The organism is Flagellimonas sp. (assembly GCF_965601775.1).
Taxonomy (GTDB): Bacteria; Bacteroidota; Bacteroidia; order Flavobacteriales; family Flavobacteriaceae; genus Flagellimonas.
The window spans coordinates 1,314,112-1,339,685 of sequence record NZ_OZ271837.1 but is presented as its reverse complement, the minus strand read 5'-3'; the positions used below and the strand labels follow the sequence as shown (position 1 = coordinate 1,339,685).

Sequence of the window (25,574 nt, the reverse complement as noted above, 5' to 3'; positions counted from 1 at the left end):
CTAGGTGTTTGAAGCCCCTACCCCTGGGAGATGTCTAAGCCCTAAACGTAGGAGGCAAACTTAATTTTAAATTTGTTTCTTGCTTTATGTTATTTATCCAATTGCTTAGGTAGTTCTCAAATAGACCAATATTTAGATTTTCATATTTTTTAGTATTGAATTTATTAATACAAAACTCAAGCTGCTTTTCTGCAAGAGGGTAGTCTTTAATTATCCGTTTTAGTTCCTCGTGAAAGAATTCATTTAAATAATCAAAATTTGAGAGAGTTCTCATTCTCTCTCCATTTCTTTCATTTTTTATCTTATTCTTTTTCTTTATTTCTTTAGTTGTTGACGTTTGAGTTTTATCCTTTTGATTCTTATGTGGTATTTGCTTGTCACTATGATGATAGATTTCCTGATAGACATCAAAATTCAAAAGCCTTACCATGGTGTATTTGTTTGTTGAAATTATAGAAATAGCTCCGGAATTCTTTAGTCGTTTCAAAGCCGTGCGCACCTTGGTAATACTTAGACCGGTAGATTGTGATAAATGTTTTAAACTTGTTATTAGCGAACCCCGTTTTACTTCTTTCCCTTTCCATTTTTTGTCTTTATAGTTAGCTTTCATAATTAAATGAACAAATAAATGCGATGTTTCAGGTTCAGTGTACCATTCCCAATCCATAAGACTACGGTAGATTTTTACAAATCCTTTTATCATATTTTCTTCCATGACTTGATCATTTTGATTTTTCAAACTACAAAAGGTTAATTAAACTATGACGAAGCATTTTGCTTTCGTCTAAGAATTTACCAAACTATTTTAAGAAATCAATGATATTCAAATGTGCTTTATCCTGTAATTGAAGAGGAAAATCATTTGTATATATGCTTGTTGTGGTTTTTCTTTTATGTCCCACAATTTGGGCTGTTATTCGTTCATCAATCAGCAACTGTTGGGCTCTATCTATGAAAGTATATCTAGCCGACTTAGGTCTTAACTCGACACTCAGCCGCAGTTTTCGACTTAACTCCCTCATTCGTCTGGAAAAATTTCCAGAAAAAGTTTTATAGTTATTAGCTTTATGAATTGGAACAAAATATGGGTTACTATTTTCCTTGTAGATTTCCATAATCTCAAGAGCCAACTTGGGAACAATATTATTGCAATTAGTCTTTGAGTTGCCTTTATTTCTGTTAAAAACAATTCTCCCAGTTATAAGATTCCGGTCATATCTTAATTTACTGAGTACCTCGGGGTCGATACCCCCTAAATAAAACATCAACAACCAATAATTTCGATAATGATAAAACCCACTAAACCCATCCTGTCTGTGGAAATTCGCTTCAATTAACTTTTTCAAGTCGTTATCGGAAGCAACTGTTTTAACCGTATCTGGAATTTGCGTGACCACACCTTTAAAAGGGTTGGGTTTGTCACTTAAACGATTCCATAATGCCTTTAAAGATCTAATGTAGCTATCAACTCCAGATGGCTTATTCCCTTCTTTTAACAGTCTATCTCTGAAAGCAAAGGCTATTTCTTTAGAAACATTGTCAAAACTAGAATAGGGATAAAACTTATCAAATCGTTTTATAGCACTCCACTCAGTACCCCTAAAGTTTTCGGAGAAGCTTCTCATAGCAGACTCGTAAAACGAATCCTTGTGAACGTTAAAAATTAATGACTTAGCCTCCTCAAAAGAAATGGGTCTTCGTGTCGATTCCAATATCGCTTCCTCAATTCTCCTCTTTAGAGGATTTAGATAATCCAGTAATTGATAGTAGTTAGGATGTTTCCTGTTAGGGGTTGCAAATTGACTATTCCAAAATGCTTCTTCTGAAAAATACCCTGTCCTCCATTCCTTATCTCTATAATTGTCCGAGGCATAAACTATTATTGGAAATCCTTTTTTAGTTCGTTTACTGACCCTCTTGAGAAGCTTTATCTTGATTTTCATAAAAAGACGGAAAAAAGACGGAAATAACTTACCGAAACCTCAATATTTGGGTAAATTTTTCAGTTTGGAAGATAAAGTAAAGAATGGTAAAAAACAAAAAAACCCCAGTATTACTGGGGCTTAGAGGTGGTGATCGCGGAAGGATTCGAACCTTCGACCGTCTGCTTAGAAGGCAGATGCTCTATCCAGCTGAGCTACGCGACCCATATGTAATTAAAAAGCCGAATCTGGCGATTCGGCCTTGTCGGGGTGGCAGGATTCGAACCTGCGACCTCCTGCTCCCAAAGCAGGCGCGATAACCGGGCTACGCTACACCCCGAAATTCCTGAGATTAAGCGGAGAGACTGGGACTCGAACCCAGGCGACGGTTACCCGTCGACAGATTAGCAATCTGCTCCGTTACCACTCCGGCACCTCTCCTCACATTCTTTGAACATACATTCTGAAAATGCGGATGCAAATGTACCTTTTCATTCGTAAGATAGCAACATTTTTGTGGTTTTTTTACCGAAGTTTTTATTCCGGATATTCTACCCGTAAATGATAAATATTAGTCAGCTTTTGCTTCAGTATCTTTTTTACTACTTCAATTTCTTTTAGGGTGATATTCGCATTCACAAATTGGTCCGCTTGCATCTGACCCTTCACAATCTTCTCTACGAAATCATCAATAATTTGATAGGTAGGGTTCTTTAAACTTTTGGAAGCCGCCTCAACAGCATCCGCCATCATTAAGATAGCGGTTTCCTTAGAAAAAGGAATAGGCCCAGGGTATTTAAAATCTTTAGGGTCTGTATCGGGCTCTGACTCTTGCTGCTTCCGTAAAAAATAAAAAACCGTTGTTGTCCCGTGATGTGTTCGTAAAAAATCAATGACTCTATCCGGAAGATTGTTTTTACGAGCAGTTTCTATACCTTCAATAACATGGTCAATAATTATTTTGGCGCTTTCCTTTGGGGGAAGGTCATCATGAGGATTAATATTGGTAGTCTGGTTTTCTGTAAAATAGGCAGGGTTGTTCATCTTCCCAATATCGTGATATAAAGCGCCTACCCTAGTCAGCATAGAGTTCGCGCCAATTTCGTTGGCCGCGGCTTCAGCCAAATTCGCTACTTGAAGGGAATGATGAAATGTTCCCGGAGCTTTGTTTGATAGTTCCTTCAATAATTTGGAATTAGTGTCAGATAGCTCCAACAAAGAAACATCGGAAACCAAACCGAATATCTTTTCATAGATATAAATCAAAGGTTGTGCGAAGAGCGTCAGTAACCCATTAAGCACAAAAATCCCAAACAAAGTCCATTCTATCCCTTCTAGATTGCCCTCATGGATAATATGGAAAGCAAAATAACCAATAATGTAAATCAGGGTGATTTGCCCCACGGAAATGAAAAGATTCGCCCTTCGATACAGTTCTGAGGCGGTCAAAATGGTTACTATCCCCGCAATAATCTGCAAAAACATGTACTCAAAACTATTGGGGACTACAAAACCAAGAATCAAAACAGTAAGGACATGAACAAACAGTCCCAATCTAGCATCAAAAAAGTTCTTTAAAATCAGTGGGAGTATACAAAGTGGTACGACATATACATAACTTTCCTGATTTTTAACCATCAGTGTTGTTGCCAATACCATCAGCAGAATATTGACAAATATGAAAGTAAGTTTATTGTTGTTCTTAAAGATTTCGCTGCGATACTGTTTTATAAACAAAAAGAGCATCATTAGCACCAACGCAACAAGAATTGAATATCCTAGCAGGATGTAAAAGAAATTGTCTCCTCTCCACAGTTCTGACTCATATTCTTGCTTTAAAGAACTAAGAATCTTGAAGTTTTCATCCTCTACTACTTCACCTTTGGCAATAATGAGTCTACCTTCGGAAACCTCTCCACGGGTAAATGAAATTTGCGCCATTTCTTCCTCTAAGGCTTTTTCGGTCAAGGTCTTGTTAAAGAAAACATTGGACTCCAAAAGCCGACCAACAATTGCAGCTAATGGTACATCCCGAAGATTCTCATCAGCTAAAATTTGCTGAACCTTTTCACGTGCATCGGTAAGATTCATCAAATTGGAGGCACTTACCACTATGGCTTCGTTGTTCTTTATTATAAAGATAGCCTCTGTAACAGGAACCTCTTGTAGAATCCCATATCTATAAATACTGTCAACCACCTTATCGGCCAAGGTTCGTACTCTCCTTTCAAAACGTTGTCCTTCACCCTGCCGTCTAAAAGTGGAGGACAACTCCTGCTCCACTGATAATTTCACCTCATTGGGAACAATGGCGTCATAGGTATAGTAATCCGTTTTATTTTCCCTGATGAAACGTTGTTCTTCGGCAATTTCCTCATCTGTTTTCTTGATGGAAAAATAAATTGGGGCGTAGAGATTTTCATATTGCCATGGCTTGCCTTTTTGAAATTCATATTTGAACTTTCCTTCCTTCGGAAAGAAAAAGACAATCAAAGCGACAGAAACAGCATAGAGAACATATTTATAGGCAAGCGATTGATACTTATAAGCGTTGTCCAAAGTTGTTCCCATGCGCAAACGGTAAGTCCCAAAAATAGAAAATATAAATAAAAGCCAAGCTTTATTGACTACAGCCTTTGCATTTAAATTTAGTAATTTGCAACCCTAAACAAAGAGGTATGAATAAAGTTGTAATAGTGTCCGCCGTACGTACTCCAATCGGAAGTTTTATGGGGGCATTATCAAGTGTCCCAGCACCTAAACTTGGGGCCACTGCCATAAAAGGCGCTCTAGATAAAATTGGATTGAAGCCGGAAGAAATTGAAGAGGTTTTGATGGGTAATGTGGTTCAAGCAGGTACAGGGCAAGCTCCAGCTAGACAAGCTGCAATTTTTGCCGGAATTCCAAATACGGTACCCTGTACAACCGTAAACAAAGTATGTGCCTCTGGTATGAAAGCCATCATGCAAGGAGCCCAATCCATAGCCTTGGGAGAGAATTCGATTGTTGTTGCAGGAGGCATGGAAAATATGAGTCTGATACCCCATTATACCTATATGAGAGGTGGTATTAAGTTTGGACCGGCCACTTTGGTGGATGGAATGCAAAAGGACGGCCTCGTGGATGTATATGACCAAAACGCCATGGGGGTTTGTGCGGATGCATGTGCCACTGAATATGAATTTAGTCGAGAAGACCAGGATGCATTCGCTATTCAGTCGTATCAGAGATCCGCAGATGCTTGGAATTCAGGAAAATTTAAGGACGAAGTCATACCGGTAGAAGTACCCCAACGCAGGGGAGAACCTATATTGGTTAACGAAGATGAGGAATATAAAAACGTGAAACTTGAAAAGATACCCAACCTAAGACCTGCTTTTTCGAAAGATGGTACGGTGACTGCTGCCAATGCTTCCACTATAAACGATGGGGCTGCAGCTGTTGTATTGATGAGTGAAGAAAAAGCAAATGAACTAGGTTTAAAACCATTGGCTTATATAAAAGGATATGCAGATGCGGCACATGAGCCTAAATGGTTCACTACAGCTCCGGCCAAAGCGTTACCCAAAGCCCTGCACAGAGCTGGGGTTTCCATGGAGGAAATTGACTTTTTCGAATTCAATGAGGCCTTTTCTGTAGTAGGTTTGGCCAACATGAAAATATTGGGTCTGGAGGATAGTAATGTAAATGTTAACGGTGGTGCGGTTTCTTTGGGTCATCCACTAGGGTGTTCCGGAGCACGAATTACGATTACCTTATTGAATGTCCTTAAACAGAATAATGGAAAATTGGGAGCTGCCGCCATATGCAACGGAGGCGGAGGTGCCTCGGCCATTGTACTGGAAACCCTGTAATTTAGGATAAGTCGCTTATTCATGCTATACGGAATCTGTCCGCAAAGTATTGTTGCCTTACGTGCTGCACCCAATGATGGGAGCGAAATGTTATCCCAGCTGCTGTATGGGGAACATTTTAAGATTTTAGAGGCCAGAAAAAACTGGTCTCGCGTTCGTATGGCTTATGACAAGTGCGAAGGATGGGTTCACAATCTTCAAATCACGCAGATTTCAGAGGAAGCATACCGAGAAATTGATACCAAAGGGCAACTGAGTTACGCAACGGATATTGTTTCTCATATCTGTTCAGAAGAAAACAGCATGCTACAGCCTATAGTGTTAGGTTCGGTTTTGGCTAAATCCAACCCTTTGAATGCCTCTTTTGAGGGTGACGCGATCAACGGGGTAAGGGATAAATCATGCTTAATTGAAACTGCCTTGCTGTATTTAAAAGCTCCTTTCTTAAAGGGTGGTAAGACCCCTTTTGGTATTGACTGTTCTGGATTTTCCCAAATGGTATACCGAATCAACGGGTATCAGCTAGATAGAGGCGCTGAGGAACAATCCCAACAAGGAGATGCCTTAAGCTTTATTGAAGAGAGTGAGCCCGGGGATTTAGCCTTTTTTGACAATAGTGAAGGGATTATTGACCATGTGGGAATTATTCTAAAGGACAATTACATTATCCATGTAGATGGCGAAGTACGTATAGATAGGATTGACCATACAGGAATTTTCAATACGGATAAGAGGTTATACACCCATCAACTTCGGGTAATCAAAAAAATCATATAAAAAAAGCCCCAATAATTGGGGCTTTTTTAATTTATCGGAAAAGAATCTCTTATTCACCAAGGAGTCCTTTAATTCGTTTAAAGTTATCTGTATCTCCCAAAGCACCGTAGATATTCTTAAGCTGACTCAACACACTTTGATTGTCAGGATTCGTTTTCAAGGCTTCTTCCAACACCTTGGCGCCCTCAACAAAAAGATCATCTTTCTTTTGTTTTAACTCATCATATCTGGCAATGTCTGCTCTAGAACTGCCCAAAGTGTTCATTTCATCAATAAGACCGTTACCCTCATTTACATAAGTTGTAGAAAGGTTTAAAAGTGCATTGATATAGCTTGGGTCAATCGCCAAAGTTTTTCTGTAAGCTTCTCTAGCATCTTCCAAGTTCCCTTGCTCCATATTGATCACACCAATATTATATAACAAATCGGCATTGTCAGGAGCCATTTCCGAGGCTTGTGCCATAAGTTCCTTAAACTTGTCCTTATCGCCCATGGCGTAGTGTAAATTTGCCTCTCCTAAAACCAAGTTTACGTCATCGGGATTCACGGAACGTGCATCAGAATATGCTGCTAAAGCCTTGTCATTGTCACCCAACTGCTGATATATCAAGGCAATGTTCTTAACAATCTCGGGCTTCTTAGAAGGCGTTTTTTCCTCTTTGGGATCTTTGTGGGTTCCAGCTTTAACATAGAGGTTGCGTGTGTTCTCATCCATTTCCTCCACTTCACCGGTTTCTACATTAACCGCAGTAAACTTTACTCCGCTACCATCATATCCTACGTCTTTAAGCTCATTGTAATAGTTAAGAGCAAGGTCGTAGTCTTGTCCACTAACTGCACTACTGGCAGCGTAATATAAATAGAGTGTATCCTTTGGACTTAACTTATAACCTAAGTATAACTTTTCAGCCGCTTCTTTAAATTTTTTGTCATTATTATCCGCCACAGCTGAATTGACCAAATCAGCGGTCATCGTACCCATCTGCTGAGTTGCAACAGTAGTATATTTTTCCTTACCGCTAGCCTCTTCAGTGGAAATCACTTTTTTGTATGCATCAATAGCTGTTTGAAAAGCAGAAGCATCACCTTTCTTTGCTAAATCATAATATACATTTCCTTTTACCGCATAATACTGTGCTTGAAGCCTTGGGTCGGCAGATTCAATTAAGGAAGCCGCACCTTCCAAAGCTGTTTTTGCAGAGACGGCATCACCACCTTTAAGTGCTTTTTCAGCCGCTTTTATTTCATTTTTCTGCGCAAAACCAAAAGCAGAAAAACCTACAGCAATTAGTAATAAAACTTTAGTTTTCATTGTATAAAATATAAATTAGTGTTTATCTATTATTTACTATTTCGCTTGGGTACTTTCAAAATCCGTACCATTATTCATTGACCTCTATTTCACGAATATCGGAATCATCCACTTCATCATCCTCTTTCATCACTTTGGCAACAGCTGCGATGGAATCGGTATCTTTTAGATTAATCAGTTTTACTCCTTGGGTCGCCCTACCCATTACTCTTAAATCCTCTACGCTCATTCGGATGGCGATTCCTGATTTATTGATAATCATAAGGTCATCCAAGTCCGATACGTTTTTGATGGCCACAAGTTCGCCAGTTTTATCGGTAATTGAAATGGTTTTAACACCTTTTCCACCTCTATTGGTAATTCTGTAGTCATCAATGGTGGAACGTTTTCCATATCCATTTTCTGAAACGACTAAGATATCATCCTCAAAATTATGCACGGATATCATTCCTACAACCTCATCCGTGTCACTGGCCAAGGTAATCCCACGAACACCGGAAGCGTTTCTTCCCATTGGTCTCGTTTTACTTTCTTCAAACCGAATAGCTTTTCCAGATTTCAATCCAAGAAGAATTTGACTGGTACCCGTAGTCAATTTGGCTTCCAACAATTCATCCCCTTCGCGAATGGTAATTGCATTAATTCCATTTTGTCTGGGACGCGAATATTGTTCCAATGAGGTTTTTTTTACGGTTCCCTTTTTGGTCGCCATGATTACATAGTGACTGTTTACGTAATCTTCGTCCTTCAAGTCTCGAGTACAAATAAAGGCCTTGACCTTATCGTCCTGTTCGATGTTAATCAGATTTTGAATGGCTCGCCCTTTGGAGGTTCGACTTCCTTCAGGAATTTCAAAAACACGCATCCAGAAACATTTTCCCTTTTGGGTAAAGAACAACATGTATTGATGGTTGGTTCCCACAAAAAGATGTTCTAAAAAGTCTTCATTTCGAGTGGAAGATGCTTTCTGTCCAACTCCACCCCTATTTTGGGTTTTATATTCCGTAAGTGGGGTCCTTTTGATATATCCAGCATGCGAAATAGTAATGACCACCTGCTCATCAGGAATCATATCTTCAATGCTCAAGTCACCCCCGGCAAAGTTAATTTCGGAACGTCGGTCATCCCCATACTTTTCTTTAACCTCAACTAGCTCATCTTTGATGATCTGCATTCTACGTTCCTTTTTATCAAGGATGTCCTTCAAATCTTCAATGGTCTTTTTGAGTTCTTCGTACTCCTCACGAAGTTTATCTTGTTCCAGACCCGTCAATTGACGCAATCGCATTTCTACAATCGCCTTAGCCTGAATTTCAGTAAGCTTAAAGCGTTCCATCAAACTGCTTCGCGCTTCTTCAACATTTGAAGAACCACGGATAATGGCAATCACCTCATCAATATTGTCGGAAGCGATGATAAGCCCCTCTAAGATATGGGCCCGGTCTTCCGCTTTCTTCAATTCGTACTTCGTACGTCGAACGACAACCTCATGCCTGTGCTCCACAAAATGATGGATAATTTCCTTCAAATTGAGCAATTGCGGTCTTCCTTTTACCAGCGCAATATTATTGACACTGAATGAAGATTGAAGTGCGGTGTATTTGTAAAGGGTGTTCAATACAATGTTTGGAATGGCATCGCGCTTAAGTATGTATACAATGCGCATTCCTTTTCTATCCGACTCGTCGCGTATTGTAGAAATCCCTTCTATCTTTTTGTCGTTAATCAGGTCAGCAGTCTTCTTAATCATGTCCGCCTTGTTCACCTGATACGGGATTTCGGTGACAATAATACACTCCCGACCTTGCACTTCCTCAAAAGTGGCTTTGGCGCGCATAACAACACGCCCCCTTCCGGTATGAAATGCCTCCTTTACTCCATCGTAGCCATAAATGATACCTCCGGTTGGAAAATCAGGGGCCTTGATGTGGGTCATCAACTCATCAATTTCAATATCGGAATTGTCGATGTACGCAATAGTACCGTCAACCACTTCGGATAAGTTATGCGGCGGCATATTGGTAGCCATACCAACAGCAATACCAGAAGCTCCATTCACCAACAAGTTGGGAATTCGTGTAGGAAGAACCGTAGGCTCTTCCAAGGAATCATCAAAATTCAGTTGATGGTCTACTGTATCCTTATCAATGTCTGCCAACATTTCATCGGCAATCTTGCGCATACGGGCTTCGGTGTAACGCATAGCCGCTGGACTATCACCATCCACCGAGCCGAAGTTACCTTGGCCATCAATCAACATATAGCGCAGGCTCCATTCTTGAGCCATACGCACCATGGTGTCATATACGGAAGTATCCCCGTGCGGGTGATATTTACCCAGAACCTCCCCTACAATACGTGCTGATTTCTTATGTGCACTGGTAGACCTAACTCCTAGTTCATGCATTCCATAAAGTACGCGCCGGTGTACTGGTTTTAATCCATCCCTGACATCGGGTAAGGCACGTGACACAATGACCGACATTGAGTAGTCAATGTAGGCCGATTTCATTTCATCTTCAATATTGATCGGAATCAACTTTTCTCCTTCCGCCATACTAAAATCCTATCGTTTTTACTGGTTAAAACATCATGGCAATATACATAAATTCGACCCTTAAACGACTAATACCCCCTAGTTTATTAAAAAAATTATCAACACCAACGGACAACTTTTCAGGTCTTTCTAAAACTGTGTTAAAGTGTTAGGAAAAAGCACTTTATTTCGACTTTTAAACCATGTTTATCGAATATGGGTACGGTATTTGACCTGCGTAAGCATACTTTTATTAATTTTAATTGCTGAATAAGGAAGCGTATGGATGATAATTTTTCCCCTAGAGTAAAAGACGTTATAGCTTACAGTAAGGAAGAGGCCCTAAGATTGGGTCACGATTTTATAGGAACGGAGCACTTAATGCTAGGTCTTTTACGCGATGGCAATGGCAAAGCCATCAATATATTGGATGCCCTGGATGTGGACTTAGATCACTTGCGTAGAAAAGTTGAAATCCTGAGTCCTGCCAATCCGAACACGGGCACCGTACAAAAAGATAAAAAGAACCTACATCTAACGAGACAGGCTGAGCGCGCATTGAAGACCACTTTTTTAGAGGCTAAACTTTTTCAAAGCTCGTCTATAAACACGGCCCACCTGCTTTTGTGTATTTTAAGAAATGAAAATGACCCTACCACTAAATTGCTGCATAAGCTAAAAGTGGATTACGACAATGTGAAAGAACAGTTCAAGTCCATGATTACCAGCGAAGACGATTATTTGGATACGCCAAGAGCAGAATCCTTTCCTAGCGACCCAGAAGAAACTGGAGATGCCAAGGAAAGTAACTTTGGTTCAAGTCCCAGTCAAAAAGGCAGTAAAAAATCCAAAACTCCTGTTTTGGACAACTTCGGAAGGGACCTGACACGTTTGGCTGAAGAAAATAAACTGGACCCGGTTGTAGGTAGAGAAAAGGAGATTGAACGAGTCTCCCAAATCCTAAGTCGAAGAAAAAAGAACAATCCGCTTCTTATTGGAGAACCCGGGGTAGGTAAAAGTGCCATTGCCGAAGGTCTTGCTTTACGCATCATCAATAAAAAAGTTTCTAGAATCCTATATAACAAAAGGGTAGTTACTTTGGATTTAGCTTCTCTTGTAGCTGGAACCAAGTACAGAGGACAGTTCGAAGAGCGAATGAAAGCGGTGATGAACGAATTGGAAAAGAATGATGACATCATTTTATTCATTGATGAGATTCACACAATTGTTGGCGCTGGTGGTGCTACTGGAAGTTTAGATGCTTCAAACATGTTCAAACCGGCCTTGGCTCGTGGAGAAATTCAATGTATCGGAGCGACCACTTTGGATGAGTACCGTCAATACATTGAAAAGGATGGGGCTTTAGAGCGTCGTTTCCAAAAAGTGATGGTTGAGCCAACCTCAGTTGAAGAGACCATTGAAATTTTGATGAACATAAAAGGTAAGTACGAAGACCATCACAATGTGAATTATACAGATGATGCTATTGTAGCCTGTGTGAAACTTACCAATAGATATATGACGGACCGATTCCTTCCGGACAAGGCCATCGATGCACTGGACGAAGCTGGTTCACGAGTTCACATAGTGAATATGGATGTTCCCAAACAAATTTTGGAGTTGGAAACCCAACTTGAAGATGTAAGGGAACTAAAGAACAGCGTGGTCAAAAAGCAGAAATACGAAGAGGCTGCCAAGCTAAGGGATGACGAAAAGCGTTTGGAGAAGGAGCTTATGGCCGCTCAAGAACGCTGGGAAGCCGAAAGCAAAATGCATAGGGAAACGGTATCAGATGAAAACGTAGCCGATGTGGTCTCTATGATGAGTGGTATTCCAGTGAACCGTATCGCACAGACTGAAAGCAATAAACTAGCTGAATTACCTAACCTTATTAAAGGTTTTGTGATAGGTCAAGATGAAGCTGTTGCCAAGGTAGCTAAGGCCATCCAAAGAAATAGAGCGGGACTGAAAGACCCCAATAAACCTATTGGTTCCTTTATTTTCTTAGGACAAACGGGTGTTGGAAAAACACAGTTGGCCAAAATCCTGGCTAAGGAATTGTTCGACTCTGAAGATGCACTGATTCGTATCGACATGAGTGAATACATGGAGAAATTTGCCATTTCCAGGTTGGTTGGTGCACCTCCAGGATACGTGGGCTATGAAGAAGGAGGTCAATTGACTGAAAAGGTTCGCAGAAAACCATATTCTGTAATCTTATTGGATGAGGTCGAAAAAGCGCATCCGGATGTATTCAACATGTTACTACAAGTGCTTGATGATGGTTACCTAACTGACAGTTTGGGTAGAAAAATCGATTTTAGGAATACTATCATTATAATGACCTCAAATATTGGCGCTCGTCAATTGAAGGATTTTGGGCAAGGTGTTGGTTTCGGTACCGCTGCCAAAAAAGCTCAAGCCGATAGTCATCAGAAAAGCGTTATTGAAAATGCGCTCAAAAAGGCTTTTGCTCCAGAATTCTTGAATCGAATTGATGATGTTATTGTTTTCAATCCTTTGGAAAGAGAGCACATACATAAGATTATAGATATTGAATTGGATAAATTGTTTGGTAGAATCAAGGATATCGGTTATGACTTAAGTCTTTCCGAAAAGGCCAAGGATTATATCGCTGAAAAAGGATTCGACAAGCAGTACGGAGCTAGACCTTTAAAAAGAGCCATCCAAAAGTATATTGAGGACGCCCTTGCAGAGGAGATTGTGAATTCCAAACTGGTAGAAGGTGATAGTATTTTTATGGATTTGGATGAAAAAAAGGAAGAGCTCACCATAAAAATTAAGAAGCCTAAGAAATCTCAGGAAGCAGAATAATAATTTAATACCAAGTAATACTATTAAAGCCGGCCTTCGCCGGCTTTACTTTTTAAAACACCTCCTATTTTACCATATAAACGATATTTACGCTGTTAATCTATAATTTTTCAGGTCAAAAGGCTTTACTGCTACTTTCGTAATGAGACACTATAACATTTGGGAATGAGAATTGCTTACAAGAAGCCCATCGTGGTACGTGAGTATCAGTTGGACATCGGAACTGTGCAAGTATATGATGACTTCATGGTTTCCACTTTCGATGAAGGGGCTACACTTACCTTGGAAAGGGCCTATCAAATCATCGGAATTTCAGAGATTCATTTTAGGGACAAGGATTTTGGCTACATCAGCCTTCGAAAGAATTCGTATGCGGTTGACCCTACCATTTATAATTACGTAAGAGGACTCGAAAATCTTAAAGCTTTTGCCATTGTTTCCAAAAAGGAAATAGACATGCACAACTTTAAAATTGAAAAGTTGTTTTACAAAAAAAACATGGAGTTTTTCATCGAATATGACAATGCTGTTGCTTGGGTAAGAAAACGGTTAAAGAAAAAGAAAAAGTAGGTTCTAGCTTTCCTGTTTAGCATTCGGCTCTTCCCTTCTGAACAACTCTACAAACGCGTTCCCAACGTTCTCAATCATATCAGAAGCTATTAAGGCCTCAAACCCAGTCCTTGAAACCTGTATATCTGCCGACAATCCGTGTAAGTACACTCCGAAAATAGCAGCATGTAAACTTGGGTATTTTTGAGCAAGAAGTCCTGTTATGATTCCCGTCAACACATCTCCACTACCTGCAGTGGCCATACCAGGATTTCCTGTATTGTTTACGAATCCTTTTTCACCAGAAATCACTATGGTATGTGCGCCTTTAATAACCAGAATACATTTATAGGTTGACGAAAAACGAGTAGCTTTTTCAAGTTTCTCAAAATCATTTTTCCATGTGCCAATCAATCGCTCCAACTCTTTAGGATGTGGTGTCAAAATGGATTCCTTGGGCATGTCTTTTAGCATCTCTGGATGCTTAGCCAAAATATTTATTCCATCGGCATCAATTACCAATGGACCTTCAATGGATTTTAGAAAATTACCAAAAGCCTTTGCAGTTTCTTCATCTGTCCCCATTCCCATACCAATCCCAACCGAACTGGGTTTTAATGAGAAAGAAATTTTACTGATATAATCTTCTTCTTCGTCGGTAATCACCATGGCTTCTGGAAAAGAGGACTGTAAGGCATCATATCCACATTCAGGAACATATAAGGTAACCAAACCAGCTCCAGACCGTAAACAGCCCTTTCCCGATAAATGCACCGCCCCTATCTTGCCATAACTACCTCCAACAATCATAGCATGTCCATAGGTTCCTTTGTGTGAAAACTTCTCGCGAGGAATATACAACCCTTGCATATCGTGCTTCTGTAGAAATTCAAAAGTAGTAGGAACATTCATCATGAATTCAGCATCCAATCCAATGTCCAAAACCTCCCAGTTTTCGAGGTAAATACCACTTTGAGGTAGAAAAAACACCAATTTGGGAGTTTGAAAACTCAATACATAGTTCGCATAAACCACTTTCGCTTCATCCCATAAGGGTTGGTCCACCGGCAAACCAGATGGGATATCCACAGACAAGGTAAATGCCTTGGAAGCATTGAGATGTTCAATTAGTTTGCATACCCAATTATCTGGACAACGATTTAAACCAATACCAAAAATCGCATCCACGATAATATCATTGGGTTGAATTTCTGGAAAAGTGGTTTCCGCATTAATAAATTCAGGCCATATCTTCCGGTCCTTTAATCGCTCCATATTCAACAAAAAGTCCTTGGAACGCTTTTCACTGTAATTGACCACATAGACCTTGATGTTATAGCCATGTTCCGCAAGGTGCCTTGCTAGGGCTATTCCATCTCCCCCATTATTGCCTATTCCGCAAAAAATATGAATCAGTACGGGCGCTCCTTGAAGTCGGGCATGAATCCATTCAAAAATTTGAACGGCAGCACGCTCCATCAAAGCATCACTACTAATTTGTTGTTTTTCAATTGTAAATTTATCAGCTTGATAGACTTGGGCTGCGGTTAAAATTTTCATTCAACAAAGAAAAGTGGTTATAAATGCGGATTTAGCAAAAATTTTAAGTGTATTTGCTGAAGCATTCAAAAGTACTACTTTTACCCTGAAAAATAACATGCCGGCGAAATACGGTAAGGAGCATACGCGATGAGACATTTTTCTTTTTTCTTCACTACTACCACCCCTTTGGGGTAAGTATGCATTATTTCCGTCCGTAAACTATAGTCCAGTTATTTCATTCTAAGCAAACTCTCATGAAAGTCTTAAAATTTGGTGGCACTTCTGTAGCCAGTCCAGAAAACATACATAAAGTAAAATCAATCATCCAAAACAACGGTGAAACACCCCAAACCATAATTGTATCCGCTTTTGGAGGTATTACCGATACCCTTTTGGAGACCTCTCGATTGGCCTCAGAGCAGAACTTGGATTATAAGGCAAGTCTGGAAAAAATTGAGAAAAGGCATATTGACACCATTAAAAGTCTGATTCCTATAAAAAAACAGAGTAGTGTGTTGAGTAAGGTTAAAAGCGACCTAAATACCTTGGAAACCTTGGTGGAAGGCTCCTACCTCATTGGTGAGGTCACCCCAAAACTATCCGATAAAATCGTGGGATATGGCGAACTTTTATCCGCCTACATCATTTCGGAATTCTTCATAGCTGAAGGTCTAAATACTCAATTTAAAGACAGTCGGGAACTTATTATTACTGACGATTCCTTTGGAAAAGGAAAGGTTGACTTTAAAGCAACCAGTGAAAAATGCGAAGCCTACTTCAATCAGAACAAAGCCAATGTCACCATTTTACCGGGTTTTATTTCCGCTAGTAAACAAGGAAACTCCACAACTTTAGGTCGCGGAGGTTCAGATTATTCGGCAGCCATTGTTTCTAGCGTTCTTAATGCAGATGTACTTGAAATCTGGACTGATGTGAGTGGCATGTATACAGCCAATCCGAAAATGGTAAAACAGGCAAAATGCATTTCCCATTTGAGCTATGAAGAAGCCATGGAGCTATCTCATTTCGGAGCAAAGGTGTTATATCCGCCAACCATCCAACCGGTTCTGGATAAAGAAATCCCTATTATTATCAAAAACACATTCGCTCCTGAAGATGAAGGCACACATGTTTCAAAAAACACCAATGGCAGTCAGAAAACGGTTCGAGGAATCAGTCATGTGGAAAACATAAGCCTGATTTCTTTGGAAGGTCCTGGTCTGGTTGGAATTCCTGGGATATCCAAGCGGTTTTTCGAGACTTTGTCCTTGGAAAATATTAGTGTTGTCCTGATTACACAAGCATCTTCAGAACACTCCATTTGTGTGGGTATTGCTAATAATGATGTCGAAAGAGCAAAGTCGGCCTTGGAAGAAACCTTTGCCTATGAAATGCAGAGCCATAGGATAAAACCACTACAAATAGAGGAAGATTTGGCCATCGTGGCATTGGTTGGGGAAAACATGAAAAGTCATCAAGGTTTGAGTGGACAGATGTTCAGCACTTTGGGGCGAAACAATGTGAATATTCGAGCTATTGCCCAAGGCGCCTCGGAACGAAACATATCTGCAGTAATAGCCAAAAAAGACGTCAAAAAAGCGTTGAATTCCCTGCATGAAACCTTTTTTGAAGAAAACATCAAGCAGCTCAATCTCTTTGTGATGGGTGTTGGAAACGTAGGTGCCAAATTCATAGAGCAGATTCGTTCGCAATCCAATTACTTGAAGGAAGAATTAAAACTGAATGTCCGGGTTATCGGAATGAGCAATTCCAGAACCATGTGTTTTGACGAAGATGGAATAGATTTAAACCTTTGGCAGAACGTTCTTGCTGAAGGAGAAAAAGCAAACCCAAATACTTTCTTTGAAAGAATACGGCAATTGAATTTCAGGAACAGCGTATTTGTTGACAATACCGCCAGTGAAACTATTGCCCAGACCTATCCAAACTATTTGGAAAACAGCATCGCTGTTGTAACCTGTAACAAAATCGCTTGCTCTTCGGAATACGATTACTATCAAAACCTGAAACAACTCTCCAAGAAGTACAATGCACCCTTCTTGTTCGAAACCAATGTAGGCGCCGGGCTTCCAATAATTGATACCCTAAAGCACTTGATAGTTTCTGGGGATAAAGTTCATAAAATACAAGCTGTGCTCTCAGGAAGTTTGAATTTTGTGTTCAATACATTTGATAGTAGCACTACTTTACATGATGTGGTCAAACAAGCACAGGAAGAAGGGTATACCGAGCCGGACCCTACTATCGATTTAAGCGGGGTAGATGTAATGCGAAAAATCTTGATTTTGGTTCGCGAAAGTGGAAACCAACTGGATATGGATGCCATCGAAAACAATGGTTTCCTTCCGCAGGAAAGTCTGGAAGCGGGTTCCAATGATGCTTTTTTTAAGTCTTTAAAAAAGTATGAGAAGGACTTTCAAAAGTTATATTCTGAGGCTGAAAATAAGGATTGTAAGCTAAAATACGTAGCTCAATTCGAGAATGGAAAAGCTAGTGTAGGCTTGCAGCAAATTCCAAAGGGACACGATTTCTATAACCTGGAAGGAAGCGATAATATCGTTTTGTTCTTTACGGAAAGGTATCCTAATCAACCATTAATTATTAAAGGAGCGGGAGCCGGAGCAGATGTGACAGCTTCCGGTATCTTTGCAGATATTATCCGAATCGGAAACTTTTAAAATGGAAGAAATCAAAGTTTTTTGCCCAGCAACCATCGCCAACCTATCCTGTGGATTTGATGTTCTCGGGGTTGCACTGGATGCTGTCGGTGATGAAATGATCGTTCGGAAAACAGAGGAAAAAGGTATCCGAATCACCAAAATCACAGGACAGGACTTGCCTGCAGCTACAGAGAAAAATGTGGCTGGAGTAGCTGGGTTGGCCCTATTGGATAAGACCGAATATACTGGTGGCTTCGAGATTGAAATCTATAAAAAAATAAAGCCAGGAAGTGGTATTGGAAGTAGCGCGGCAAGTTCGGCCGGAGCAGTTTGGGCCATGAATACTTTGTTAGGGAACCCTTTTTCTGCTTCGGAATTGGTTGAATTTGCAATGGAAGGTGAAAGATTGGCCAGTGATGTGGCCCATGCGGATAATGTGGCCCCTGCCCTATTTGGTGGTTTTACCCTGGTGCGTGGATACAATCCTTTAGATATAGTTCCCCTACCAACGCCTAAGGAATTATATGCCACAGTGATTCACCCGCAAATTGAAATAAAGACTTCGGATTCCCGGAAAATTTTAAAGACCAATATCACCTTGCAAAAAGGCATTCAGCAATGGGGTAATCTGGGAGGTTTGGTGGCAGGACTATTCCAAAGTGATTATGAATTGATCAGTAGGTCTTTGGAGGACCATGTGGTAGAACCTATCCGTTCCATTTTAATTCCGGGTTTTGATGATATCAAATCAAAATCCCTAGAGGCAGGTGCATTGGGCTGTGGAATTTCCGGTTCTGGCCCCTCAATTTTTGCATTGAGTAAAAGTGAAGATACCGCTCAGAAGGTGGCACAAGCTATGGAAAGGGTCTATGAAGCCATTGATGTTGAATTTGATGTTCATGTATCCCCAATAAATGAACTGGGAGTAAAACAGGTTTTTTAGGTATGGTTTACAACAGTTTAAACAATCCAAAACTGACCGCATCTTTCAAGGAAGCAGTTATTCAAGGAATAGCTCCGGATAGAGGTTTGTATGTGCCCAAAAACATCAACCCACTTCCCAGTGAGTTCTTTGAGCAAATTGACGAGTTGAGTCATCATGAAATAGCCTTTAAAGCCATCCATCAATTTGTAAAAGAGGATATTCCTGATTCTGAATTGAAAGAAATTCTAGAAAGGGTTTTGGATTTTGATTTCCCCCTTGTTCCTATAGAAGAAAACGTTGCCACCTTGGAACTTTTTCATGGGCCCACCATGGCCTTTAAGGATGTTGGTGCGCGGTTTATGGCGAATTGTTTGGGATACTTTTCCCAAAACCAAAATACTGAAGTTACCGTACTTGTGGCCACCTCTGGGGATACAGGAGGAGCAGTTGCCAATGGTTTTTTGGGAGTTGAAGGGGTACGCGTGGTTATCTTATATCCTAGTGGAAAAGTAAGTGATATTCAAGAAAAACAGCTCACCACCCTTGGGCAGAACGTTGTGGCCATGGAAGTGAATGGCACGTTTGACGACTGCCAAAAGATGGTCAAAACCGCTTTTCTGGATTCGGAACTTAAGAAAAACAAAAAACTGACTTCCGCCAATAGCATAAATGTAGCACGTTGGTTACCACAACTGTTTTACTTTTTGTTTGCGTATAAAGAAGTGAAATCCAAAAGTGATTCCATCGTATTCTCGGTTCCTTCGGGAAACTTTGGAAATATATGCGCAGGGATGGTTGCCCAAAAATTGGGAATGCCCCTAAACCATTTCATAGCTTCTACGAATGTAAATGATGTGGTACCAAAATTCATGGAAAAAGGTGAGTACATACCTCAGCCTTCCACTGCTACAATTTCCAATGCCATGGATGTGGGTGACCCTAGCAATTTTGTCCGGATTCAACATCTTTACGAGAATGATTTTGGAAAGCTTCAGGAAAACCTATCGAGTTATTCCTTTACCGATGCAAAAACTAGGGAAGCTATGACTGATTTATACAGCCATAATGGCTATGTTGCTGACCCTCATGGCGCAGTGGGCTATCTGGGCTTAAAAAGGTATCAAGAACAGCATCCAAATACCTATGGAATCTTTTTGGAAACTGCACATCCCGTGAAATTCTTGGATGTTGTAAAGGAAACTTTGGATATTGAAATTGAAATTCCGCCCCAAATTGAAAAAGTTCTTGGCAAAACCAAGCATTCCATTCAAATCGATACGTATGCAGAGTTGAAAAACTTTCTATTGGAAGGTTAGGCAATCGTACACATGAATTAACATCCATTTGTTCACAACATTACCTGGAAATAGGAAAAGGATGTATTCCGAAATCAATAAATTTACCCAGATAAAAGTAGTTTATGAAGAATACTGCATTGACTGGGGTACACGAAGCCTTAGGTGCGAAAATGGTCCCGTTTGCTGGTTTTAATATGCCGGTTTCCTATGAAGGGGTTAATATTGAACATGAAACGGTAAGAAAGGGCGTAGGCGTCTTTGACGTTTCCCATATGGGTGAATTTTTAATCGAAGGGCCTAAAGCACTTGAACTAATTCAAAAAGTAACTTCCAATGACGCATCCAAACTCACAGTTGGGAAAGCACAATACAGTTGTTTTCCTAATGAAACTGGAGGAATTGTGGATGACCTTATCGTCTACAAAATAAAAGAGGAGACCTATTTATTGGTTGTCAATGCCTCCAATATTGAAAAAGATTGGGCGCATATTTCAAAGTACAATGAAGGAATAGGTGCTGAAATGCGGAATATATCTGACAACTATTCCCTTTTAGCCATTCAAGGTCCAAAAGCCGTGGAAGCCATGCAATCCTTATCGTCTATTGATTTGTCCGAAATCAAATTTTACAACTTTGTTGTAGGCGATTTTGCAGGAATAGAACATGTTATAATCTCTGCTACGGGCTACACCGGCTCAGGTGGATTTGAGATTTATTGTAAAAACGCTGAAGTGGAGCAGGTTTGGGTTAAGGTTTTGGAAGCTGGGGCAGATTTTGGCATCAAACCCATCGGACTGGCGGCAAGGGACACTTTACGACTGGAAATGGGCTATTGTTTATATGGAAATGATATCGATGATACCACGTCACCTTTGGAAGCAGGCTTAGGTTGGATTACCAAGTTCACCAAGGATTTTGTGAATTCGGAAGCATTGGCAGCGCAAAAAGAAGCTGGAATTACCAAAAGATTGGTAGGTTTTGAGCTTACGGAAAGAGGTATTCCAAGGCAAGGATATGACATTGTGGATGCTGAAGGAAATAATATAGGTCACGTCACTTCGGGAACCATGTCCCCTTCTTTGGAAAAAGGGATTGGATTGGGATATGTGGCCAAGGATTTTTCAAAGGCCGATTCAGATATTTTTATCCAAATCAGAAAAAAACAAGTGCCTGCCACGGTAATCAAACTTCCATTTTATAAGGGTTAATGCTCAACTTCCAAAACATTCTGGATGCCATATCAGTTCAAGCAAAGAATACGCAGGAAAAGGGGAAAATAGCCTCCTATATTCCGCAGCTGGCTTGTATTGATAAAAATAAATTTGGTATCGCTTTATTGGATAAAAACGGAACCCTATTCCGGGCTGGAGATACCTCAGAGCAATTTTCTGTGCAGAGTATCACCAAGGTGTTGACTCTTTCCATGGCTTTTGACCTTTTGGGGGACGATTTATGGAAACGAGTGGATGTAGAGCCCTCTGGGGACCCTTTTAATCATCTTTCGCTTTTGGAACAGGAAAACGGTAAGCCCCGGAATCCCCTAATTAATGCCGGAGCTATCGTAATCGCTGATATCTTGGTTTCAAAACTTAAGAACCCGAAAGCTGAATTCCTAGAATACGTTAGGAGCATAGCCAATGATTCTTCAATTACATATGATACATCCGTGGCGGAATCTGAAAAAAGTACAGGCTTTCGAAATTTCGCTGCCGCCAACCTTATCAAATCCTTTGGAAATTTGGAAAATGATGTGGATACTGTTTTGGATTTTTACTTTCATCAATGTGCTTTAAGCATGAGCTGTGAACAATTGGTCAATACCTTCTACATCTTTGCCAATAGGGGAAAATGCCTTCAGAACAATCAACACCTCAACCTTAGCCAGATAAAGCGAATCAATGCCATCATGTTAAGTTGCGGTTTTTACGATGAAGCTGGAGAATTTGCGTTTAGGGTGGGTCTACCCGGAAAAAGTGGTGTAGGTGGCGGAATAGTAGCAGTATTTCCCGATAATTTCTGTGTGGTCACATGGTCACCAGGACTCAATGAAAAAGGAAACTCCAAGCTTGGTCTACAGGCATTGGAAAAACTGACCACGGATAGTGGTCTTTCAATTTTTTAGCTATTGGAAAAGAATAAAATCCTGATTCTGGGTGCTAGTGGTTTTATTGGAAATGCCATATATAGGGAGCTTCACTCCTATTTTGATACCTATGGCACCTATTTTACCAATAAAAGCTACAGGGACAACCAACAGTTTTTCAAGTATGATTTGGAGGAAGACGATATCTTTCAAATTCTGGAGCGGGTAAAACCCAAATACATAATCTCTGCAATACGGGGAAAGTTCGTTTCCCAGATTCAAGCGCATCAGCACCTTATGGAATACTTGGCTATGTCCGATGCACGGCTATACTTTATTTCCTCAGCAAATGTTTTTGACGCCTATAGTAAATTCCCATCTTATGAAATGGACAAAACTTTATCGGAAAGTGTCTATGGGCGATTAAAAATTAAAATAGAGAATATGATTATGCGTCTTCCCAAAGAGAAGTCAGCTATTTTGAGGGTACCGATGGTGTTCGGTAATACTTCACCCCGCATTCGGGACATTAAAAAAAACTTGGAAGCCAATGAACCTATCGAGGTATTTCCCAACCTTATTATCAACGTCACCAACGACGACCGACTGACCCAACAAATCCATTATCTCATCAATCAAAACAAAACAGGAATATTCCACTTGGGAAGTACAGATTTAGTACACCATGAGGATTTTATCAAAGAAGTTATCAAACGCTTAGGAAATTTCCACCCCCTGTTAAAGCGGGTCTACACTACCAACGAGGACCGTTATTTAGCTGCTTTACCAAAAGACCATCTATTACCCAAAAACCTAAGAATAGGGTTTCAAGAAATCATTGACCATCACCTAATGGTTGAGTAATTCCCGGACTTTTTTAAGAGAAAACTCTAAAGACATATAGGTCTTTTGGATTGGCATTATTTTTGAGCTAGACATGTTAGTTTGGTAGTATTTACTACGACTAATCAAAACAAAAGAGATGCTCTTAAGCTGCTCTAATTAAAAACACAAAATAAAATTGTTTAAACTTTAACAAAATTAGTTAAACAAAATACTTAGCTTAGAGCTTGAAAACAAATTTAATTGAACTGGGGGTCGGTTATGACCTCACTGGAATTAAAAAAGATGAAAAATCAAGAACTCGCACTAGAAGATTACTTAAACTCCGAAGACTTACTGAACCGCTTAACCGATGATGAGATTGGTGATGACCACTTATACACGGGTATAGAAACGCCTATGAAGGCGGATGCTTTTCATCTCAGTGATGATGAGAAAAAAGAGGAAATATCCAAATTATTTGCCCAAATCATGGATGTCATGGGGTTGGATTTGAATGATGATTCCCTGAAAGGCACTCCAAATCGGGTGGCAAAAATGTACATTGATGAAATATTCTCAGGGCTTAATCCTGACAATAAACCCAAGGTTGCCCTTTTTGATAACAAGTACCAATATAACCAGATGTTGGTGGAAAAAGATATTTCTTTCTATTCCAACTGTGAACATCACTTTGTACCAATTATAGGGAAGGCTCATATAGCATACATCTCGTCAGGAAAGGTTATTGGACTTTCAAAATTAAACCGGATTGTGCAATACTACGCAAAGCGTCCACAAGTACAGGAAAGGTTGACCAATCAGATAGCTCTAGAGCTTCAATCCATTTTGGAGACGGAAGATGTGGCTGTGATTATCGATGCCAAGCACCTTTGCGTTTCCTCTCGGGGAGTTAAAGATGATACTTCTGCAACGGTAACCTCGTTCTACGGGGGGAAATTCCAAAATCCTGAAAAAGTACAGGAACTCTACAATTACATCAATAACTAAATGTAATTGTAAAAAAAGCATTTAAAGAGTAGACTATGACCTTTGCTTTTTGGTATTTAATTGCCAAGAACATTGGTCATAGTATACATTTCATCAATTAAGGGAATGGGTATGTCACTATTTTCGGTACCAATATGTACCGAGGTAATTACAGATTCCCCGATGATATACCTACCCTTAAGTTTGCCATCTTCTTCTTGGTGAATACCCTCAATAGGATACTGGTCTAAAAAATGGGCCAATTGCTCGTTGGTGTAAGAAGTTTTTAACCCCCAAATGGCATGAAGAATTAAAGGTTCCCCGTTGGGCGCATCTCCCACATATAACATATTGTGTCCCTTCTTTCTCAAAATGGTTAAAAAGGGAATGCCTTTCTCTTGAATAAGCCTAACCTTTTCATCTGTAGTTTCCGGAAATTCGTACTTATCTCCTATACTCATTTGGTCCTTGGAATCCCTGGGTAACCATATTCTAAAAGTTCCCAATAAATCCCGAATCATGGACGAGCAATCCCGATTCTCCAGGTTACCTCCCCAACCGTATGGTTTACCAGCCAACTCAGCGACCAATTGTTTGAGATTGGGCCCATTAAATTGGAAATCATCAAACGCCAAAGAACTTCTGGCCACCTCTGCTTTTAAAATTTTTGCATTTTGATTTTCATCCGAATTGGCATAATATACCAATACGCTCTCCGGATTGTTCGAAATTTCTTCAAAGGGCAATACCATTCCAATTTTAGCATTGACAGCATAGTTGGAATTAGATTCAGTTAGACTTACACCATCAGATAAAGGAAAGCAATAACCGACCGAAGACCATTGTTGCACGAAATCCTCATCCACAACGGCAATATCACGCATCGATACCCAGCCTTTGTAATAGGGACTAATCACATAGCACCATTGTTTGTCCTTTGAGATGTGGGCTATGAAAACAGGGGTGTTGGCCCATAAAGCTGTTTCTTGAAAATAATCAAAAGGGTAACCTTCTCCCGCCTTTGAATAGGTATCAAAACCGGGTCTATTCGTTGGGATTCTTCTTAAATCAGTATGAGAAATGGTTATTCCCGTTTTTTGAAAGTTGGGAAATGTTTGGACATCCGCATTTTCAACAATTTTCTGTCTATGTACTCTTTTATGGGGCTTTTTGTTCTCCCCGTACCAAGCATCGTCATCAAGATATTTTTCTAAATAAGAGATTTTTTTCCCTGCTAACATATCTAAGGAAGAAAACAACTCCTGAGGTGATTTTTCCCAGGGTAAAAAAAAGTTCTCACCAAACTTATTCTTTACCGAATCTGGGATTTGAATGGCCGTTTTGGGATATTCAATATCTTCATAGGAATAGGTAGTAATATCAACAATAGCTTCTTTTTTACCTTCAGTTCTGCAACTACACATTCCTAGCAAAATGAATAGCATGAT

18 protein-coding genes and 3 tRNA genes are annotated in these 25,574 nt (G+C 40.0%); 11 read left to right on the top strand and 10 right to left on the bottom strand.

Annotation, left to right across the window (positions count from 1 at the left end):
- Positions 1-34: 34 nt before the first annotated feature.
- The 6 genes from ACSLUF_RS06320 to ACSLUF_RS06295 all read right to left on the bottom strand — a co-directional run bounded on the left by ACSLUF_RS06320 (position 35) and on the right by ACSLUF_RS06295 (position 4,493).
- Positions 35-715: a hypothetical protein gene (locus ACSLUF_RS06320; RefSeq protein WP_435625259.1), complete on the bottom strand. Its 681-nt coding sequence runs from the start codon at positions 713-715 to the stop codon at positions 35-37.
- Positions 716-800: 85 nt separating this feature from the next.
- Entirely contained in the window at positions 801-1,943 is a 1,143-nt protein-coding gene (locus ACSLUF_RS06315) for a tyrosine-type recombinase/integrase (RefSeq protein ID WP_435625258.1), read from the bottom strand.
- A 127-nt stretch (positions 1,944-2,070) separates the two neighbouring features.
- Positions 2,071-2,147: transfer RNA gene (locus ACSLUF_RS06310), tRNA-Arg, on the bottom strand.
- Positions 2,148-2,187: 40 nt separating this feature from the next.
- Positions 2,188-2,262 (bottom strand) — tRNA-Pro (locus tag ACSLUF_RS06305).
- Between the two features lie 17 nt (positions 2,263-2,279).
- Positions 2,280-2,363, bottom strand: a tRNA-Ser gene (locus ACSLUF_RS06300).
- Positions 2,364-2,459: 96 nt separating this feature from the next.
- On the bottom strand, positions 2,460-4,493 hold the full coding sequence (locus ACSLUF_RS06295) for an HD family phosphohydrolase (RefSeq protein ID WP_435625257.1): 2,034 nt from the start codon (positions 4,491-4,493) through the stop codon (positions 2,460-2,462).
- A gap of 107 nt (positions 4,494-4,600) precedes the next feature.
- Here ACSLUF_RS06295 and ACSLUF_RS06290 point away from each other — a divergent pair, with 107 nt between their 5' ends.
- Together ACSLUF_RS06290 and ACSLUF_RS06285 are read left to right on the top strand one after the other, a co-directional pair.
- The gene (locus ACSLUF_RS06290; protein WP_435625256.1) at positions 4,601-5,776 is read left to right on the top strand and encodes an acetyl-CoA C-acyltransferase; all 1,176 of its coding nucleotides are present in this window, start codon (positions 4,601-4,603) and stop codon (positions 5,774-5,776) included.
- A gap of 21 nt (positions 5,777-5,797) precedes the next feature.
- A complete protein-coding gene (locus ACSLUF_RS06285) occupies positions 5,798-6,553 on the top strand; it encodes an NlpC/P60 family protein (RefSeq protein ID WP_435625255.1) in 756 nt (251 codons plus the stop codon).
- A gap of 49 nt (positions 6,554-6,602) precedes the next feature.
- Here ACSLUF_RS06285 and ACSLUF_RS06280 read toward each other — a convergent pair whose 3' ends face one another.
- A complete protein-coding gene (locus ACSLUF_RS06280; protein WP_435625254.1) occupies positions 6,603-7,865 on the bottom strand; it encodes a tetratricopeptide repeat protein in 1,263 nt (420 codons plus the stop codon).
- 70 nt (positions 7,866-7,935) lie between these two features.
- Positions 7,936-10,422, bottom strand: coding sequence for a DNA gyrase subunit A (gene gyrA / locus ACSLUF_RS06275; RefSeq protein WP_435625253.1), 2,487 nt, complete (start codon positions 10,420-10,422; stop codon positions 7,936-7,938).
- Positions 10,423-10,683: 261 nt separating this feature from the next.
- Between gyrA and ACSLUF_RS06270 the strand changes: the two genes are divergently transcribed.
- Both ACSLUF_RS06270 and ACSLUF_RS06265 read left to right on the top strand, forming a co-directional pair.
- Entirely contained in the window at positions 10,684-13,236 is a 2,553-nt protein-coding gene (locus tag ACSLUF_RS06270) for an ATP-dependent Clp protease ATP-binding subunit (RefSeq protein ID WP_435625252.1), read from the top strand.
- Between the two features lie 165 nt (positions 13,237-13,401).
- The gene (locus ACSLUF_RS06265) at positions 13,402-13,806 is read left to right on the top strand and encodes an STAS/SEC14 domain-containing protein (RefSeq protein WP_435625251.1); all 405 of its coding nucleotides are present in this window, start codon (positions 13,402-13,404) and stop codon (positions 13,804-13,806) included.
- Positions 13,807-13,809: 3 nt separating this feature from the next.
- On the opposite strand, the gene ACSLUF_RS06260 is transcribed toward ACSLUF_RS06265, so the two are convergent.
- Positions 13,810-15,345 carry an NAD(P)H-hydrate dehydratase gene (locus ACSLUF_RS06260; protein ID WP_435625250.1) on the bottom strand — a complete coding sequence of 512 codons (1,536 nt, stop codon included), beginning with the start codon at positions 15,343-15,345 and terminating at the stop codon, positions 13,810-13,812.
- Positions 15,346-15,581: 236 nt separating this feature from the next.
- On the opposite strand from ACSLUF_RS06260, the gene thrA reads away from it, so the two are divergent.
- The 7 genes from thrA to folE all read left to right on the top strand — a co-directional run bounded on the left by thrA (position 15,582) and on the right by folE (position 24,147).
- The gene (gene thrA, locus ACSLUF_RS06255; protein ID WP_435625249.1) at positions 15,582-18,026 is read left to right on the top strand and encodes a bifunctional aspartate kinase/homoserine dehydrogenase I; all 2,445 of its coding nucleotides are present in this window, start codon (positions 15,582-15,584) and stop codon (positions 18,024-18,026) included.
- 1 nt (position 18,027) lies between these two features.
- Complete coding sequence (locus ACSLUF_RS06250) at positions 18,028-18,951, top strand: homoserine kinase (RefSeq protein WP_435625248.1); 924 nt, start codon at positions 18,028-18,030, stop codon at positions 18,949-18,951.
- Between the two features lie 2 nt (positions 18,952-18,953).
- Positions 18,954-20,249, top strand: a complete 1,296-nt coding sequence (gene thrC, locus ACSLUF_RS06245; RefSeq protein ID WP_435625247.1) for a threonine synthase — start codon at positions 18,954-18,956, stop codon at positions 20,247-20,249.
- A 104-nt stretch (positions 20,250-20,353) separates the two neighbouring features.
- Positions 20,354-21,439: a glycine cleavage system aminomethyltransferase GcvT gene (gene gcvT, locus ACSLUF_RS06240; protein WP_435625246.1), complete on the top strand. Its 1,086-nt coding sequence runs from the start codon at positions 20,354-20,356 to the stop codon at positions 21,437-21,439.
- Entirely contained in the window at positions 21,439-22,353 is a 915-nt protein-coding gene (locus ACSLUF_RS06235; protein ID WP_435625245.1) for a glutaminase, read from the top strand. The genes gcvT and ACSLUF_RS06235 overlap by 1 nt, the downstream gene beginning before the upstream one ends.
- Positions 22,354-22,356: 3 nt before the next feature.
- A complete protein-coding gene (locus ACSLUF_RS06230) occupies positions 22,357-23,178 on the top strand; it encodes a sugar nucleotide-binding protein (RefSeq protein ID WP_435625244.1) in 822 nt (273 codons plus the stop codon).
- Positions 23,179-23,442: 264 nt separating this feature from the next.
- Positions 23,443-24,147, top strand: a complete 705-nt coding sequence (gene folE / locus ACSLUF_RS06225; RefSeq protein WP_435625243.1) for a GTP cyclohydrolase I FolE — start codon at positions 23,443-23,445, stop codon at positions 24,145-24,147.
- A gap of 56 nt (positions 24,148-24,203) precedes the next feature.
- Here folE and ACSLUF_RS06220 read toward each other — a convergent pair whose 3' ends face one another.
- Positions 24,204-25,550 carry an SH3 domain-containing protein gene (locus tag ACSLUF_RS06220; RefSeq protein ID WP_435625242.1) on the bottom strand — a complete coding sequence of 449 codons (1,347 nt, stop codon included), beginning with the start codon at positions 25,548-25,550 and terminating at the stop codon, positions 24,204-24,206.
- Between the last annotated feature and the right edge of the window lie 24 nt (positions 25,551-25,574).

Coding starts and splice junctions, on each gene's coding strand:
- ACSLUF_RS06320 (WP_435625259.1), bottom strand. CDS start 715: ATGGAAGAAAATATGATAAAAGGATTTGTAAAAATCTACCGTAGTCTT.
- ACSLUF_RS06315 (WP_435625258.1), bottom strand. CDS start 1,943: ATGAAAATCAAGATAAAGCTTCTCAAGAGGGTCAGTAAACGAACTAAA.
- ACSLUF_RS06295 (WP_435625257.1), bottom strand. CDS start 4,493: ATGGGAACAACTTTGGACAACGCTTATAAGTATCAATCGCTTGCCTAT.
- ACSLUF_RS06290 (WP_435625256.1), top strand. CDS start 4,601: ATGAATAAAGTTGTAATAGTGTCCGCCGTACGTACTCCAATCGGAAGT.
- ACSLUF_RS06285 (WP_435625255.1), top strand. CDS start 5,798: ATGCTATACGGAATCTGTCCGCAAAGTATTGTTGCCTTACGTGCTGCA.
- ACSLUF_RS06280 (WP_435625254.1), bottom strand. CDS start 7,865: ATGAAAACTAAAGTTTTATTACTAATTGCTGTAGGTTTTTCTGCTTTT.
- gyrA (WP_435625253.1), bottom strand. CDS start 10,422: ATGGCGGAAGGAGAAAAGTTGATTCCGATCAATATTGAAGATGAAATG.
- ACSLUF_RS06270 (WP_435625252.1), top strand. CDS start 10,684: ATGGATGATAATTTTTCCCCTAGAGTAAAAGACGTTATAGCTTACAGT.
- ACSLUF_RS06265 (WP_435625251.1), top strand. CDS start 13,402: ATGAGAATTGCTTACAAGAAGCCCATCGTGGTACGTGAGTATCAGTTG.
- ACSLUF_RS06260 (WP_435625250.1), bottom strand. CDS start 15,345: ATGAAAATTTTAACCGCAGCCCAAGTCTATCAAGCTGATAAATTTACA.
- thrA (WP_435625249.1), top strand. CDS start 15,582: ATGAAAGTCTTAAAATTTGGTGGCACTTCTGTAGCCAGTCCAGAAAAC.
- ACSLUF_RS06250 (WP_435625248.1), top strand. CDS start 18,028: ATGGAAGAAATCAAAGTTTTTTGCCCAGCAACCATCGCCAACCTATCC.
- thrC (WP_435625247.1), top strand. CDS start 18,954: ATGGTTTACAACAGTTTAAACAATCCAAAACTGACCGCATCTTTCAAG.
- gcvT (WP_435625246.1), top strand. CDS start 20,354: ATGAAGAATACTGCATTGACTGGGGTACACGAAGCCTTAGGTGCGAAA.
- ACSLUF_RS06235 (WP_435625245.1), top strand. CDS start 21,439: ATGCTCAACTTCCAAAACATTCTGGATGCCATATCAGTTCAAGCAAAG.
- folE (WP_435625243.1), top strand. CDS start 23,443: ATGAAAAATCAAGAACTCGCACTAGAAGATTACTTAAACTCCGAAGAC.
- ACSLUF_RS06220 (WP_435625242.1), bottom strand. CDS start 25,550: ATGTGTAGTTGCAGAACTGAAGGTAAAAAAGAAGCTATTGTTGATATT.